The organism is Niallia circulans (assembly GCF_007273535.1).
Classification (GTDB): domain Bacteria; phylum Bacillota; class Bacilli; order Bacillales; family Cytobacillaceae; genus Niallia; species Niallia circulans_B.
In genome coordinates, this window is record NZ_RIBP01000001.1 from 1,234,581 (window position 1) to 1,250,984 (window position 16,404).

Below are 16,404 nucleotides of genomic sequence, written 5' to 3' on the forward strand. Positions count from 1 at the left end.
TAGTTATACACTACTATAGTTATCATTATATTATTGTTTTGCTTCTTTTTTAGCTAATCTAAACAGATTGGGAAATTACCCGCGACTTTGGGAAAAAGTGACCACTATACATTTTACTTAGTGAAAAAAAGGGGGTAATGTCCCCCCTCCTTTTAACTCTTATACATGTAAAGAAATTATATTGCCTCCAAAATCTATTGGTTGTTCGTTAGCAACCTTAATTTCTTTGTACTGATCCTGATTAGTTACTACAACCGGTGTCACAATCGGATAACCCGCTTCCTTAATTTTCTCAATATCAAACTCAATTAATAACTGTCCTTGTTCAACTCTATCTCCTTGTTTAATATTAGTTGAGAAGAACTTCCCTCCTAATTGCACTGTATCCATTCCGATATGCATGAGGATTTCTGCTCCAGAATCAGTAGTAATTCCGATTGCATGTTTTGTTGGAAATACTGCTGAAACTATCCCGCTTACAGGGGACATTAATTTCCCTTCAGTCGGAGTTATCGCAACTCCTTTCCCAAGTAAACCAGAAGAAAAGGCAGCATCATCTATGTCAGATAGATTTTTCACTTCTCCTTTTAGTGGACTGAAGATAACTACATCTGTAGGAACATTCTTTTCTTGCACTTGCTGAGCTTTTACGTTTTGCTTTAACTCTTCCTTTTCTTTCTTTTTATCTATTCCGAAGAAATAAGTTAAGATAAACCCAACGATTAAGTTTGCTGCCATCGCAATGACCGCACCCCAAAATCCCATATCAATTCCATCAGGACTAATTTTAGTTGGTAAACCAAACACACCAAGTCCGCCCATCATATATGCTTTTGTCCCCATAATCCCCATTATGCACCCACCGATAGAGGAGGTTATAAGAGTGATAATAAATGGTCTTTTTAACGGTAGTGTAATCCCATAAAGCGCTGGTTCTGAAACTCCAAATATTGCGGATATAAATGCTGGTATACTTAATGTTTTATATTTTTTTTGCTTAGTAGCAACTAATACTCCTAAGACAACACCAGCTGTTGCCATTGATGTGGCAGAATTAAATGCTAATATATAATCACTGCCATGAACACTAATATTATTAATAGCAATTGGAACTAATCCCCAGTGCAAACCAAACATAACAAATACCTGCCATAAGCCTCCAACTACAAGACCAGTTAGAATTGGACTTAAATCATAGACCCAGAGAGTTCCTTCACCTAAAAGCTTACCTAACCAGGTTGCTACAGGACCAATCACGATGAACGTTAATGGAACGATTACTAATAAAGTAAAGAAGGGTACCAAAAAATTCTTAACAACATCTGGAATTACTTTAGCAAACCATTTTTCTAATTTCGTTCCTACATATGTCGCAAGTATAATAGGAATGACAGAGGATGAGTAAGACATTAGAATAACAGGAATACCTAAAAAAGTTATATGAATGGGTGATTCAAAAATAGTACCTGTAAATAAAGTGTAAAGCGGATCACCAGAGCTCAAACCCGACAGCGTTGGATAAACTAACGCAGCACCTATTGCCATCCCAATAAAATGGTTGCCTCCAAATTTCTTCATGGATGTATATCCTAAGAAGATAGGGAAAAAGTAAAATAATGCATCACCAACAGCATTTAAAATTTGATAGGTTCCCGTTGTATTTGCATACAAACCAAGAGCAACAAATAGCGCATTAAACCCTTTAATCATTCCAGTAGCTGCCAGAACTCCTAAAGTAGGCGCAAAAATACCAGATATAATATCTATAAATTTATTAAATAGTCCTTGACTCTCTTCTTGAACATTTTCTGAACCTGATGTATTTGACTCAAATCCTCCAACTCCAAGGACTGCTTTATAAACATCTGGAACATGATTTCCGATTACGACCTGATATTGTCCTCCACTCTTCATAACCGTGATGACATCATCCATGTTTTTTAAAACCTCTGTATTTGCTTTGCCTTCATCCTTTAACTTAAATCGTAACCGAGTTATACAATGCACAACACTGTTAACATTCTCTTTTCCCCCGACATTTTCAATGATGTCTTTTGCTAACTGTTCGTATTTCATATTTTCCCTGCCTCCCCTTAATTTACTGCTGAGACAAAACCTTTTTCTAGATAATTTAAGTCCCTAAATTAACTTTGTTATACAAGTACTGTAATTATGGCCTATATTATAATAAGACTATCTTGCACACATACATTTACTGTTTAATCATCTTTCCTTTGTATAAATAGTGTTAAAGAAAAAAACAAACTATGAAAGCGCCCTCTTTACGTATTATAAGTTATAACAGCTACTTTAGGACTCTTTTCAGACACATTGGGAAAGCGCTTCATCGTTTTGGGAAAGTGTTAACTATCTAAAAAAAGATAAGAACCCTTGCCAATAGGCAAGGGTTCTTAATGCAATATGTGTGGTAGGATTTATTTTCCATTAAGATATTCTACATAGCTATAAACCAACATTTCAATAATTACATGAATAGGGCTATATAAAGAATATATACTAGTTACAGTTGTAGGTGAGTCAATATTTGCATAAAGACTAAATGTAGAGTGATCCATTAACCAATTGTTAGCATTTGCAGTGATTCCCAGTATTTTAACGTTTTTAAGGATAGGAGTTGTCAAAGCTTCCTTTAACACCGGATTATTACCTGAGCCTGAAAATACAATCAGCAAATCCTTCTCGCACATTCTCTCAATCATAATTTGATAGAGACTAGTATGCCCAAATGGGAGAACTTGCATTTCTTTGCCAATCCCCAAAAACATTCTCTGCATTTCTGAGGCTTGATTTTGTTGGGCCCAACCTGTGCCAATAATATATATATGTTCGCTATTTTCAATCGTTTGAAATATTTCAAGCATGCTTTGATTTTTTAGAATCTCTACTGTGTTAGTGACACTCTTCACTATTTGCTCACCCAAATTACTTTTTACATCTGGATTTTGAGAAAAGTAGTTTCCCCATTTCATAAAGTTTTTTAATTCTGTAAATCCTGAAAATCCTAATTTTTGAGCAAATCTTAACACAGATGATTTAGATGTTAAACTTTTAGATGCAAGTTGGTTTATGCTTAACTGATGAATGATTTCTTTATTTTTAAGTATATATCCTGCAATGGCAAGTTCACCTTCACTGAACGAACTATATCTTTCATTAATTAGGTTCTCAAGTTGCATAGCGTCTCTTCTCCCCTTCCTATTTATATATTATGTCCCCGTAATTTTTAAAATAAATTCCTTTTTTTATTCCATAATAACACACCTTTTATCCAATTCGGACAAAAGGTGTGTTAGGAAAAGCATCAATTGTTTATGTATATATATGATTTTAAATACTTCAGGCATGCTATCATTTAGAAATTGTTATAATAAAATAATAAGACACCGAACAATTGTTAAATTTACCATAAAACAATTGGGTGCCTTTTATGTCTAATACTTATAAAGCTATTTAAAATACGCATTATATATCTCAATAGCGCCACCTAATGCAACCGATTTCTCTCCTAATTTACTTTTTTGAATGATTATATTAGAGGTGATGTTTATATTTTCCTTTATTGTTTGTACCACTTTTTCATAATAAGCAGGGTACTGATAAATCAACTTACCATGCAGAAATACTTTGCTTGGATGCAAGATATTAATCATATTACTTATACCTACACCGTAGTAATAAGCTGATTGCAATACTAGCTCTTGTACTTCTAAATCATTATTTTTTAATAACTTCATAATAAAATCAAAGGCGTTATCCTCAATTGTTAATAGCGAGATATCTTTTTTCGCTACAATCTCATCCAATAAAGATTTATATGTTGTGTAAGCAGCTAAGCAGCCTTTTTTCCCACAAATACAGTCTTTTCCATTAATATCAATCACAATATGTCCAGCTGCACTTGAATCGCCTGCTTGATTATTACCTGGTACACCACTTTCTAAAAAACCTGTTCGCACACCATAACCATTAATACAGAATAAAATAGAGTCATTTAACAAACTATTTAAATAATATTCAGCATAGGCAGCTGTATTTGCTCCATTATTTAAAGTAATTGGTAAAGAAAATTCCTTATTAAGCATTTCGACTATAGCTACATTATTCCATTCAGTTGCAACAAAACTATCTGGATTTAAAATTATTCCTTTTTCCCTATCAAGCGGCCCTACAGATCCTATTCCAATACCTAGTAAAGCTTTATCTTTAATCTTATACTTTATTAATAAGTTTTTTAAATCAAAAATCAACTTAGGTATTACCTTTTCTGGAGTATCTATTGCATGTAATTTATATTGAATCTTTTCTACTTCTTCAAATAATATATTTGTTAAAATAGCTGTTACATGAGTTCTAGATATATCAATTCCTATTACATAGGCGGCATTAGGAACAATTGCATAATACGTAGGTGGTCTTCCACCTGAAGGTTCTCCGGTTCCATCATTATAAATAAATCCTTTATCCTGTAAGTCGTAAATTATTCTTGTCAAGGTAGTTTGAGGTAAATTAAAAGCTTGCAAGAGTGCAATTTTAGATATCCTTCTGTGTAAGTGAATATATTTATAAATTTGTTTCTTAATATTATTTTTTTCCGAGTTATCTAATAAGAAATCCTTTAACATTCTATCACTCTGTTCCCTGTTTTTTACTAATATATCATATATCTTTAAGAATGAAAAAGATAAATTCATAATATTCACTATGAATAGTAGGATTAAATATCGACCATTAAAAGTTTATTGATATGTAATAGAAACTTACTATTCAAACCACCTTGTTTATTTGCTTCATTTATGAAGCATTAATAGTTTAATTTCTTCTCTTGTCTTTCATTTGTTACCGCTTCAGATGAACTTCGCATCAAGTAAAATTTCTCACGCAAAAAGGAGTAAAAAAACTACTCCTTTTTCGCGTGATTTTCCCGATATTTATTAAACGTTATATAAACCACCATCAATAGTATAGGAAGATGAAGTAATGTAAGTAGATTCATCAGAGATTAAAAACGCAATAACATTTGCTACTTCTTCAGGTTCACCATATCGCTTCATTGGAACTGCATCATTGTAGGCATGTTTTGCTGCCTCAGCGTCTTCTGACACATTTGATTCAATATTACGCATCATTTGTGTATTAATGACACCTGGATTAACAGTATTCACACGCACATTATAAGTTGCTGCTTCTAAAGCTGCTACTTTATTAATACCCATTACAGCATGTTTAGAAGAATTATATAATCCCATACTTGGTGCTCCAGTTAACCCAGCTACAGAAGATGTATTAACAATGGAACCAGCATTCTGCTGTTTCATCACAGGCAATACATATTTAAGACCAAATAGCACACCCTTCACATTAATACCATATACAAAATCAAAGTCTTTTTCTGTTATTTCTTCAATTAGTTTAGCTGGACCTTCAACGCCTGCATTATTTACGAAACCATCAATTCGACCAAATTTAGCTATTGTTTGATCAACATAATTTTTAACATTCTCTTCATTTGAAACGTCAGTTTGTACAACTAAACTGTTATTTTGAGTTAATTGAAGCTCTGATTGTACTGCTTCAATTGCTTCTTTGTTTAAATCGACTAGTACTACCTTTGCCCCGCCACTAACTACTTTTTTCACTACTTCTTTCCCGATACCGCCAGCTGCTCCAGTAACTATAATAACTTTATCTTTAAAATTCATTTTCAAATCCCCTTTAAATGTATTTAATTAAGATATCTCAAATTAATAATAACATAGGTTATTTTAAATAACCAACAATTTAACTCAGATAATTTAATATGTTTTTAGTTTATGTTATTCTTTTCAAGTAAATCGTTAAAAAATAAAAAGGGGCAAAAATAGAGGACCGAGCCAATTACAGGCCAAGTCCTCAATCTTTGTCTATCAACTTTTGCTAGAATGATGGTTATTTAATTATTTTATCTATTCATCAACAAGATCTAGTCTTCCCTCTTTCATAACTTTATTCGAACTTTTTCTGTGATCAAAATATTTAGAGATATGAATTTTATTTTCAAGGTTATGCTCGTAATTTAATGAAAAAACACAAGCATAAAGGACATTTAATAAAAAATTAATTGATTCGTTTGTGGTAAAGCTGTCAATTTTGGAATACAATCTTTCTCTTGTTGTTATCCTTAAAATGCAATCAGCATATTTAGTTAAAGTATTTTCGCCAATACTTGTTATAGCAAGGATAGGAACCCGCTTTTCCTTTAAAAATGGTAATAGTTCAACGGTATTTTCACTTTCTCCACTATAGGAGATAACTATTGCACAATTATCCACTGAAGAGTTTGCTGCTTCAAAATGGGGATCAATAGTACAAAGACTAACGTATTTCCCAATCCGATTCATCTTCGCTTTAAAGTCATGACAAATCATTAAATTATGATAGACAGAAAAAACTTTAATATGTGCTGCTTTTTCCAACATTTTAGTTGCTTTTTGCAAATCTTCATAATTTATAAGAGACAAAGTATCACTAATGGTTGTCTGATTCAGTAATGCCATTTTACTTGCAACAGTCATGATATTATCCTGTGCCTCAAAAGGATAATTAGCATCTACATTTGAATAATGACTGTTTAAATACTCTATCTCTTCTAGAAAGACTTGTTTCAATTCAATCCAACCACTATACCCCAACTTCTTTGCGATCCTGATTAAGGTAGACGGATGAGTGTACGTTTCCTTCGAAATTTCTTGTGTTGTTTTATCTTTTATCTGCTCCCTCTGTTCAAATATATAAGTAATTATTGCTCGTTCAGATGAAGAAAACATATCCTCCCGCATTTTTTCTGTCAATAACATATTTAATCAACTCCATCATCTTTTCCACTTGTAAATCACATTTACATTTAAACATATATTTTGTAAACAAAAATGTAAATACCAAATGATTTATCTCTAAACCTATTGTTAATAAATCTACTTATTTTATACTACAAATAACAAGAAGGAAATGACCTACTGATTTCCTCTTTGATTTAAATTTACAAACTTTTTAACTATATGTAAATATATTTACCTATTTTGGAGGGAAAGATTGATGGCTAAAGGCATAAAAATTGTAACTATAGGTGGAGGCAGCAGCTATACTCCTGAACTAATGGAAGGTTTTATTAAAAGATATGACGAATTGCCAATTAGAGAAATGTGGCTCGTTGATGTGGAGGAAGGAAAAGAAAAACTTCAGATTGTTGGTGAGATGGCTCAAAGAATGTGGGATGCTTCTCCATATGATGTAAAAGTTCATTTAACATTAGACCGGCGTGAGGCACTAAAAGAGGCAGATTTTGTTACGACACAATTTAGAGTTGGTTTATTGAATGCACGGATTAAAGATGAAAGAATTCCTTTATCTCATGGAATGGTAGGACAAGAAACAAACGGAGCTGGCGGTATTCTAAAAGCCTTCCGAACAATTCCAATCATACTAAGCATTGTCGAAGATATGAAAGAATTATGCCCAAATGCGTGGTTAATTAACTTTGCTAATCCAAGTGGTATGGTGACAGATGCAATTATTCGCTACGGTAAATGGGAGAAGGTTATTGGTTTGTGCAACGTACCGGTTATGGCTATGATGGCAGAACCAAAATTGATTGGAAAGACATTAGATGAGCTTGTCTACTCTTTCGCAGGCTTAAACCATTTTCACTGGCATAAAGTACAAGATACTAATGGAAATGACGTGACATCACAAATTATTGACAAATTATACGAAAATGAAAATGGAACTCCAACAAATATATTCGACATCTCGTTTTTCAAAGAGCAACTAAAACAAATGAATTTAATTCCTTGCGGCTACCACCGTTACTATTATCGATATGATGAGATGTTAAATCATATGCTTGAAGAATATAATGACCCAGAGATTGGTACAAGAGCACAACAAGTTAAAAAGACAGAAGCAGAGCTATTTGATTTGTATAAGGATCCTAATTTAGACGAAAAGCCTGAACAATTAGCAAAACGTGGTGGAGCATACTATTCAGATGCTGCTTGTGAAACAATTGCATCGATTTATGCGAATAAAAATACGCACATGGTAGTTTCCACTAAAAATAACGGTGCTGTTCCTGATTTAGATCCAGATGATGTTGTGGAGGTTTCAGCATATATTGGTTCTGCAGGAGCAAGACCTATTGCTTTTGGCAAATTTCAACCTGCTGAAAAAGGCTGGCTGCAAGTAATGAAGAATATGGAACTATGTGTAGAAGAAGCAGCAGTTACTGGTGATTACGGCTTAGCATTACAAGCTTTTACCATTAACCCCCTTATTCCTAGCGGAGAAACAGCTAAACGTGTATTAGATGAATTGTTAATCGCACACAAAAACTATCTCCCGCAATTTTCCGATAAAATTGCTGAGTTAGAAGCGGAAGGAATTGTCGTTAAAGACGAACTTTCTAGAAGTTTAATCTAATAATCCATCCTAGAAAACATAGACTTAATCTATGTTTTCTAGGCAAATTAAAAGCTGATCTATACATAAAGGAAGATTTACATGATAAAAAAAACATTTAAGTTACATGCTAATACTGGTTTTGCTCGTCAAGCAAGTTATTTATCAAATGCCTCCTCTATGTTCAACGCTAAGCTATTAATTACATATCAAGGAAATTCTGTTTATATAAGAAAGTCTCCTGATTCTATCATGGATATTTTGTCTTTATATATTCTACCTGGTGCATATTTTAGTATTTGCGCAGATGGAATTGATGAAAAGATTGCTCTTGAGACAATAGAAGATATACTTTTTGATTAACTTAGCAAAGACCGGTGAAGTAACATATAATTCTCCTGTCCTTTTCCTTTCCCCTAGAAAAGAAAGTCCATGAAATTTCTAGCGCTACTTAGACAATTAAACGGCGGCAATTTATACAGTTAAAGAATAGCATCCAACAATGTATTTGCTTTATAAGTTAGATAGCGCTACTTATATTCATGTCCTGCTACAACTTATTAATTACAATGGAAACTTTATAATTTACATGCTTATTTAAATCTGTTAAAAACTGATCTAGTACTTCATTGGAGGGAAATCTGCTTTCTAAAAGATAACAACCATCTCCGCTGATTTTGTAATTCGTTAATACATAGTTTTTTTGTTCTGCTATAAAAGAAAGATAAGGCTGATGCGATGTACTTTTTGTAAAAATTGTAATCCAGGCATGCACCCAGCAGCCTAATTCCTTTTGATTCACTTGGATGGTATATTTTTCGATAACTCCATTATCCTCTAATTTAGCGACTCTGGCTGCTGCTGCTTGACCAGTTAAATGGACTCGCTCGCCTAATTCTTTCATTGTAATTCGGCTGTTATTTGATAATTCTTCTAGGATAAGCTTATCTGTTTGATCTAACATTTATAAAATCCTTTCATAAATCAAGTTAAACGACTAAAAGACCTGATTTTATCTGTGTATTTAGGTTTATCAAAAATATAAACTATATGTAGCTTAAAGAAAAGGAGTTATTATCATGAAAATTACACAAATCCGAAATGCAACTATTATAGTGGAATATGCAGGGAAAAAAATCTTAATTGACCCAATGCTAGCAAAGAAAAATACCTATCCAGCATTTCCAAATACAATTAGACAGGACCAAGGAAATCCTTCTGTAGATTTACCGATGTCTGTTAACGATATTATCAGTGGAGTAGATGCCATTATCCTAACACATCTTCATTTAGACCATTTTGATGATGCTGCTAAGGAACTTTTGCCAAAGGAGATAAAAATGTTTGTACAGAACCAAAATGATGCTGAACAAGTGAAAAGCTTTGGTTTTCAAGAGGTAGAAGTGTTAACAAAAGATACAGTATTTGAAGGTATTCAATTGATAAAAACAACGGGGGAACACGGCAGAGGAGAAAAGCTTTTAGAATTGATGGGTGAGGTTTGTGGTGTTGTATTGAAGCAGCCTACTGAAAAAACTCTATATATAGCAGGTGACACTGTCTGGTATAATGGTATTCAACAAGAACTCGATACACATAAACCTGATATTATCGTTGTTAACGGTGGAGATAATCAGATAATAGGGTTTGGTTCTCTTATCATGGGTAAAGATGATATTTACGAAATGTATAAAGCAGCCCCACAATCTAAAATTATTTCTGTTCATATGGAAGCAGTTAACCATTGGGGGTTAGCAAGAGCAGAGTTAAAAACCTTTATTAATGACAAAGGAATATCCGATCATATTTTAGTTCCAGATGATGGCGAATCCTACATTTTTTAAGTTTTAAATATAAGAAGCTCAAGATTATTTTGTAAATAATTATGAGCTTCTTCTTCATTACTGCTTTTAAAACAGCATAATCATTAGCTTAAGTATTTTTAATTTAAGATTGTTAGCTGACTAAAAATAAATCATAAAATATGAGGTACTGTTTATGAATGTTAATACAAAGGATACTATTCAAGCAAAACAGCAATCTGCTTGGTTGCAAGAATATATAGATTCACCTGATAAACAAAAACAGCTCTATGCAAAAACATTAAAAGTCGTAGTTTTTTCACAAATGCTTGGGGGAGCCGGACTGGCAGCCGGGGTAACGGTTGGCGCGTTAATCGCCCAGGATATGCTTGGAACAGACAGTGTATCAGGAATCCCCACTGCGCTACTCACTTTAGGATCTGCAGGTGCTGCCTTACTCATAGGTCGGTCTTCTCAGCGTTTTGGCCGGAGAGCAGGATTGGCAGGCGGGTTTCTTGCAGGCGGCCTTGGAGCAATCGGAATAATTCTCGCTACCCTGTTCAGCAGCCTAACCCTTTTCTTTATTTCCCTTCTTATTTACGGGGCAGGTACTGCTTCCAATTTGCAAGCCCGCTATGCAGGAACCGATTTGGCTACATCGAAGCAGCGTGCGACTGCAGCAAGCATGGCCTTGGTGTCAACAACCTTTGGAGCTGTAGCAGGTCCTAATTTGGTTAATGTTATGGGGGAATTTGCTAATTCGATTGGCGTACCAACACTGGCTGGTCCCTTTATATTATCAGGAACGGCATTTATCTTAGCTGGATTAGTTCTCTTAATCTTTCTTCGTCCAGATCCGTTAATTGTTGCGACAGCTTTAGCAAATGCTCAAAGGAAAGCTGATACAACTGGTTTAAAATCATATCAAGATAGTTCTAAATTGAACAAACGAGGAACAATCGTGGGGGCTACCATTATGGTGCTGACCCAACTAGTGATGGTAGCCATTATGACCATGACACCAATACACATGCAGCACCATGGTCATGGACTAAGCGAGGTAGGATTGGTTATAGGATTCCATATTGGTGCTATGTACTTCCCTTCTATTGTGACAGGCATCCTAGTTGATAAAATCGGGCGCATTGCGATGGCCTCAGTCTCTGGTGCTACCCTTCTCGCTTCTGGTATTGTAGCAGCTTTTGCTCCGCCAAGCTCAATGACAATGCTTATCTTGGCATTAGTACTGCTTGGACTTGGCTGGAACTTTGGTTTAATAAGTGGTACAGCTCTCATAATCGATTCAACTCATCCTTCTATTCGTGCAAAGACACAAGGTTCTGTTGATGTCTTAGTAGCATTATCCGGGGCTTCCGGCGGAGCGTTATCAGGAATGGTTGTCGCTCATTCCAGTTATGCAACACTGTCCATTATTGGGGCCATTTTATCACTGGTACTTATACCAGTAGTTGTTTGGTCGCATAAAAGCAAAAGTGATATAAATACTGCTTCTAGTTCCACAAGTATTTAAAAAAACCAACAAAGGTAATGCAAAAAGGGTCTGTTTAACATGATGCAGACCCCTTTTTGCATGAGCCACGCTAACTATATAGATTCATCCTTCGTGATTTTCAGCATGATGGCAGCATCTATAAAATTATTTGTTCTGACACTATTAAAATCTTTATATTCATACGAAATTCTTCCAAATATAGATAGCTAGACCAAAACCAAAGGTACAAAGCTATTAGCCGATACATTTAATGACCAAATAGCCTCATAAACTCATGATTTGGTATATCTTGCGACAACTCAATAAAATATTCTAATTGCCATGATTGTGTTTTTATAGCTTGTTTGCTGACAGGTTTATCCCAGCTAGGGTAAACTCTTATTGCCATTTTTCCGTTTGTTGTGGCAGTTTTGAGGATTTTTTGCTTAAGAAGGGCGTCCTTTGGAAATATAAATTGTCCAAATCTATTAGTTGTAAATGTATTAATAATTAATAAATCGGGAGCCTGCTCATAGGAATAGGCTTGGTTTTTATTTGCCTCATCTTTTTCCCAAAAGGCAACAAACTGGCCTATCTTTGTTGGTGTTGTCTTTGCGACTCTAAATCTAACTGATTTTGTATTAAGCTGAAATGTACCTGCACCGTACTCTGAATTTTGAGCTTCTTCACAAATATCTTCTATCATTAAGTGATTTGGTGCATAAAAGTTTTCGTTAACAAAGGTTAGTGCCCGATAAAATTCATTCACTGCTTTGTGCTCCTTATTTTCACTTATAATTTTCTCTTCCAATTAACTTAATAACTAAACCAATTAAACAAGCCGTCTACCATTTACCTCTAATTTTTAGGTAAATCACATTTCTCTCAATATCCGAAAAAGATGAAATAATATTATTTCAACTATACCATAAAATAATAAAAACAGAAACGTTTGTTCTTGTTTAGCCAAATTACAGGATAAGCCCTCTTCCGTATAAAGAAGAGGGCTTATCCATATTCAACTTACAGCCACTATTAATCTTTCTTTAACTCAACAACTTCTTCAACAGCACTAGCAATATCCTTTGCTGTTAACTGATAAAAGGCTTTTAAATATTCAAGCTTACCAACCTGGCCGAATTGCTCTTTGACGCCAATTCGTTTCATTGGTGTTGGGCAGTGCTCGCTTAAGACCTCTGCCACAGCACTTCCTAGCCCGCCGATTACATTATGATTTTCTGCAGTAACAATTGCTTTTGTTTTTTGAGCGTACTTAACAATTAAGTCTTTATCAATTGGTTTAATTGTGAACATATCAATAACTGCTGCTTTGATTCCCTCTTGCTGAAGGATGTCTGCTGCCTTTAATGATTCAGCCACCATAATACCGCTCGCAATAATCGTTACATCCTCCCCTTCACGAAGAAGCTTCCCTTTTCCCGCTTCGAAGACTTCATTTTCTGGGTAAAGCTTTACCGCGTTTTTGCGGATGGTGCGGATATAATGGATACCATGCTCTTTTTCCACCTTTTGAAGCAGGTAGCGCAGCATAGTAGAATCACTTACTTCATAAACATGACAATTTGGAATGAGCCTGACTAGACCGATATCTTCAAAAGCCATATGTGTACCACCATTATGCTCTGCCGTTACTCCTGAATCAGATCCTAATATTTTTATATTCGTTTTAGCATAAGCACCTGAAATGAACAGTTGATCGAAGGCACGACGAGTAGCAAATTGACCAAATGTATGCACAAAGGGAATTCTGCCTGTTAACGATAAGCCGGCGGCAACTCCCATCATATTCGCTTCCATAATTCCAGTATTGATTATTTGATTTGGTATTTCCTTGATAATTTTATTCGTTGAAATGGCGCTCATTAAATCTGCTTCTAAGCCAATTACCTGTGGATTCGCCTTAGCCATTTCCATTAGAGTATTAGCATACACCTGGCGCATTTCTACGCTTTCTAATTCATAGTTTTTAGATGCTGTGATCATCAGTTCACACCCTTTTCAAGTTTCATTTCTAATTCTGCAACTGCACTTAAAATTGCTGCTTCATCTGCTTCACTTGGACGGATATGATGGTTATCAGCCTTCTCCTCTAAATAAGGCACTCCTTGCCCTTTGACTGTATCTAAAATAATCGCAATCGGCTTATCATTTTGCGCTTTTCCTTTTTCGATTGCTTCATAGATTTCTTTTACAGAGGCACCGTCGATTTGCATGGCATAAAAACCAAAGGCATTAAATTTCTCTACGAAATCCAGTGGATCAATAATATCCTTCGTTAATCCGTCTAGCTGTTTTTTATTATCATCCACAAATACTACAAGCTGATTCAGCTTATGATGTGCTGCAAATTGAAATGCCTCCCAGCACTGTCCTTCGTTTAATTCGCCATCTCCCACAATGCAATACGTGTAGTTGCCTTTATTAGCTAGTTTATGAGACAGAGCTACTCCAACAGCCGCTGAGATTCCTTGCCCGAGAGAGCCTGTTGTCATATCAACACCTGGTGTTAAATTTTTGTCTGGATGTGAAGGCAGCTTCGTTCCATTTTGATTTAGCGTATACAAAAGCTCTTCAGGGAAATAGCCTTTTGCCGCTAAGGTTGCATATAAACTCGGTCCACCATGGCCTTTTGATAGAATAAAATAATCTCGCTCATCCCAGTTTGGATTTTCAGGATCTATCCTCATCACTTCTCCATATAATACGGCCAACGTTTCAACAATGGACAAGCTTCCGCCATAATGGCCAAAACCCAAATGGTTTAACTCTTTTAATGTTTTTAAGCGTATCTCATCTCGGAAAAGCTCCAACTTCTGTATATCCTCACTCATGCTTATTCCTCCTTCTTGTAAACAAATGACCTGCTTGATCAAAGATTCATCAAAAGCCCTTTGCGATTCTTAACTTCTTAGCATTAAACACCAAGCTTTTGTGAGTTATTGCTGTCTTTGTTTTTCTTAAAAAAGCCAAATACCACAGCAAGTAAGACAAGACCAACAACCGTAATGGTAACACCAGTAGCGCCAAATGATTTAGCGACATTTCCAAGAACAACTCCAGATACGGCGAAGTCAGCATCAGAAAATGTTGTGCTAACGAAGCCTAAATCTCCAAGTACAGGCATTAAGAATACAGGCAGGAAGGTGATTAATAATCCATTAACAAAAGAACCGACCGTAGCTCCGTGCACCCCACCTGTTGCATTTCCAAAAACACCGGCTGTTGCACCAGTAAAGAAATGCGGGACTACACCTGGCAAGATGATAACAGAGCCTGTTAGAGCAAGAATGACCATCCCGACAATACCGCCAGCAAAGCTTGAAAAGAATCCAATTAGCACTGCATTTGGTGCATATGGAAACACAATTGGACAATCAAGGGCAGGCTTAGAATTCGGAACTAGTTTAGTAGAAATCCCTTTAAACGCTGGGACGATTTCTGCTAAAACAAGACGAACTCCTGAAAGGATGATAAATACTCCTGCTGCAAAAGTAACACCTTGAATAACAGAGAAAACAAGATAATGACTGCCATTACTTAGTTCCTGCTCTACATAGGAAGGACCAGCAAAAAGCGCAATGATTACATAAAGAATTACCATCGTTAACGATATAGTCACAGAACTATCGCGCAGGAAGCCTAATCCTTTTGGAAAGTTAATCTCTTCTGTTGAACGCGATCCTTTTCCAACAAGCTTTCCAATAAGACCAGATGCAACATAGCCTAAGCTCGAAAAATGGCCAAATCCAACATTATTGTTGCCTGTAATTTTCCGCATAATCGGCTGACAAATCGCAGGAAACACTGCCATGATTAAACCTAGAGCAAGGGAACCAATAATAATGAGGGGAATTCCTTTTAAACCAGAAACGACTAAGATAACAGCGAGCATACATGCCATATATAATGTATGATGACCAGTTAAAAAGATATATTTCAACCTTGTAAACCTTGCAATTAAAATGTTGGCAATCATGCCAAAGAACATAATAAAGGCTGTCGTACTGCCAAATTCGTTAAGTGCCACTGCAACAATCGCCTCGTTATTCGGAACAACACCTGTTACATTAAAGGCGTGCTGAAACATCTTTCCAAACGGATCGAGCGACTGAGTTATGATTCCAGCGCCTGCTGAAATGACAAGAAAGCCAAGAAACGTTTTAGTTGTCCCCTTCACGATTTCACTTGTTGGTTTTTTCTGTATAATAAGTCCTACTAATGAAATTAATGCAATTAAGACAGCTGGTTGGCTCAAAATATCCATCATCAATTTGAGAATTCTTTCACCCATCATATATGCCTCCTTATAGTTCAGCTAAATTAGCAATTTGAATAGTTACAGCAAGCCCTTTTGTTGCAAGACTTCTTGTAGTTTCGCCCGTAGCCCATCCATATCTATGATGCTATCAATGACAATAACCTCACCTAAATGGCCCATTCCTGTGGCAATGTCCTTTGCCGCTATAAACAGATCTGCTGAATCTGGCGTTGCTGAGCTAAGGTCACAATGATCTACCTCAATCCCATTGATCCCAAGCTCTGTCAAAATTTGCTGCACGTTCATCTCCAACATAAAACTGCTTCCTAATCCTGTTCCACAGATTGCTAATATTTTCATCGTAATTCCTCCTAATG

Annotated in this window: 15 protein-coding genes; 4 read left to right on the forward strand and 11 right to left on the reverse strand. The window is 35.5% G+C overall.

Annotated features, from left to right (window positions below; all coding sequences use genetic code 11):
• Positions 1-159 precede the first annotated feature (159 nt).
• The 5 genes from CEQ21_RS06925 to CEQ21_RS06945 all read right to left on the reverse strand — a co-directional run bounded on the left by CEQ21_RS06925 (position 160) and on the right by CEQ21_RS06945 (position 6,854).
• On the reverse strand, positions 160-2,076 hold the full coding sequence (locus CEQ21_RS06925) for a beta-glucoside-specific PTS transporter subunit IIABC (RefSeq protein WP_185763846.1): 1,917 nt from the start codon (positions 2,074-2,076) through the stop codon (positions 160-162).
• Positions 2,077-2,435: 359 nt separating this feature from the next.
• Entirely contained in the window at positions 2,436-3,197 is a 762-nt protein-coding gene (locus tag CEQ21_RS06930; protein WP_185763847.1) for a MurR/RpiR family transcriptional regulator, read from the reverse strand.
• Between the two features lie 270 nt (positions 3,198-3,467).
• Positions 3,468-4,712: an ROK family protein gene (locus CEQ21_RS06935; protein WP_185763848.1), complete on the reverse strand. Its 1,245-nt coding sequence runs from the start codon at positions 4,710-4,712 to the stop codon at positions 3,468-3,470.
• Positions 4,713-4,952: 240 nt separating this feature from the next.
• Positions 4,953-5,720 (reverse strand): SDR family NAD(P)-dependent oxidoreductase, encoded by a 768-nt coding sequence (locus tag CEQ21_RS06940; RefSeq protein ID WP_185763849.1) that lies wholly within the window; start codon positions 5,718-5,720, stop codon positions 4,953-4,955.
• A 243-nt stretch (positions 5,721-5,963) separates the two neighbouring features.
• Positions 5,964-6,854 (reverse strand): MurR/RpiR family transcriptional regulator, encoded by an 891-nt coding sequence (locus CEQ21_RS06945; RefSeq protein WP_185763850.1) that lies wholly within the window; start codon positions 6,852-6,854, stop codon positions 5,964-5,966.
• Positions 6,855-7,092: 238 nt separating this feature from the next.
• On the opposite strand from CEQ21_RS06945, the gene CEQ21_RS06950 reads away from it, so the two are divergent.
• Complete coding sequence (locus CEQ21_RS06950) at positions 7,093-8,475, forward strand: 6-phospho-beta-glucosidase (protein WP_185763851.1); 1,383 nt, start codon at positions 7,093-7,095, stop codon at positions 8,473-8,475.
• 81 nt (positions 8,476-8,556) lie between these two features.
• Positions 8,557-8,817 (forward strand): HPr family phosphocarrier protein, encoded by a 261-nt coding sequence (locus tag CEQ21_RS06955; RefSeq protein ID WP_185763852.1) that lies wholly within the window; start codon positions 8,557-8,559, stop codon positions 8,815-8,817.
• Between the two features lie 187 nt (positions 8,818-9,004).
• Here CEQ21_RS06955 and CEQ21_RS06960 read toward each other — a convergent pair whose 3' ends face one another.
• Positions 9,005-9,418 (reverse strand): Lrp/AsnC family transcriptional regulator, encoded by a 414-nt coding sequence (locus tag CEQ21_RS06960; RefSeq protein WP_144457148.1) that lies wholly within the window; start codon positions 9,416-9,418, stop codon positions 9,005-9,007.
• Positions 9,419-9,533: 115 nt separating this feature from the next.
• Between CEQ21_RS06960 and CEQ21_RS06965 the strand changes: the two genes are divergently transcribed.
• The gene (locus CEQ21_RS06965) at positions 9,534-10,298 is read left to right on the forward strand and encodes an MBL fold metallo-hydrolase (protein ID WP_185763853.1); all 765 of its coding nucleotides are present in this window, start codon (positions 9,534-9,536) and stop codon (positions 10,296-10,298) included.
• A gap of 154 nt (positions 10,299-10,452) precedes the next feature.
• Positions 10,453-11,787: an MFS transporter gene (locus CEQ21_RS06970; RefSeq protein WP_185763854.1), complete on the forward strand. Its 1,335-nt coding sequence runs from the start codon at positions 10,453-10,455 to the stop codon at positions 11,785-11,787.
• Positions 11,788-12,016: 229 nt separating this feature from the next.
• Here the strand turns inward: CEQ21_RS06970 and CEQ21_RS06975 are convergent, their stop codons facing one another.
• The 5 genes from CEQ21_RS06975 to CEQ21_RS06995 form a co-directional block, all read right to left on the reverse strand.
• Positions 12,017-12,517, reverse strand: coding sequence for a MepB family protein (locus CEQ21_RS06975; protein WP_144457142.1), 501 nt, complete (start codon positions 12,515-12,517; stop codon positions 12,017-12,019).
• A 266-nt stretch (positions 12,518-12,783) separates the two neighbouring features.
• A complete protein-coding gene (locus CEQ21_RS06980; RefSeq protein WP_185763855.1) occupies positions 12,784-13,752 on the reverse strand; it encodes a transketolase family protein in 969 nt (322 codons plus the stop codon).
• Positions 13,752-14,600, reverse strand: coding sequence for a transketolase (locus CEQ21_RS06985; protein ID WP_185763856.1), 849 nt, complete (start codon positions 14,598-14,600; stop codon positions 13,752-13,754). The genes CEQ21_RS06980 and CEQ21_RS06985 overlap by 1 nt, the downstream gene beginning before the upstream one ends.
• Positions 14,601-14,683: 83 nt before the next feature.
• Positions 14,684-16,060 carry a PTS ascorbate transporter subunit IIC gene (locus tag CEQ21_RS06990; RefSeq protein WP_185764130.1) on the reverse strand — a complete coding sequence of 459 codons (1,377 nt, stop codon included), beginning with the start codon at positions 16,058-16,060 and terminating at the stop codon, positions 14,684-14,686.
• A gap of 45 nt (positions 16,061-16,105) precedes the next feature.
• Positions 16,106-16,387: a PTS sugar transporter subunit IIB gene (locus tag CEQ21_RS06995; protein ID WP_185763857.1), complete on the reverse strand. Its 282-nt coding sequence runs from the start codon at positions 16,385-16,387 to the stop codon at positions 16,106-16,108.
• Positions 16,388-16,404 lie beyond the last annotated feature (17 nt).